We start from the raw sequence: 416 nt of genomic DNA on the forward strand, positions 1-416 counted from the left end.
GCATATCACAAACCGATTCTTGAATGAATGAGCGGCTTTCCTCATCTAGAGGCGTGCCACGATCATCGGATACTTCTGCGATTGCCAAACCCCGGCGGGCTGCGACTTCAATGTCATAAAGCTCAAGCATCGCGGCACTCCCAGCGATGTCATGCAGCATCCTGTGCAGCATGCGAGAGCGGCTCTCCTCGGTATCCTCATCCTCGATGCCGGCCAGAACATCTGAGATCGTCCGGACGCGCTGGGGCATTTCCGAGAGAAATCGCTTGCGGATACAAGCTACGCGCTCGGAGAACGCCATGCCTTCAGTTTTTGTCATATCTGCTCTCTTCCATCTGCCTCAAGCCTAAGCCCAAAAAGCTCTTGCGGAAAGAGAAAGTAGGCAGCCCTTAGAGCCCATGGTCGCGGTGTGAGCC

1 protein-coding gene is annotated in these 416 nt (G+C 55.0%); it reads right to left on the reverse strand.

Annotation, left to right across the window (positions count from 1 at the left end; translation table 11 throughout):
- Positions 1–319, reverse strand: a 319-nt coding sequence (locus ACXAG7_RS19985) for an Hpt domain-containing protein (RefSeq protein ID WP_476667929.1), incomplete at its 3' end; no start/stop codon positions are given.
- Positions 320–416: the final 97 nt, after the last annotated feature.

The organism is Tenacibaculum sp. AWR4_210 (genome assembly GCF_056160945.1).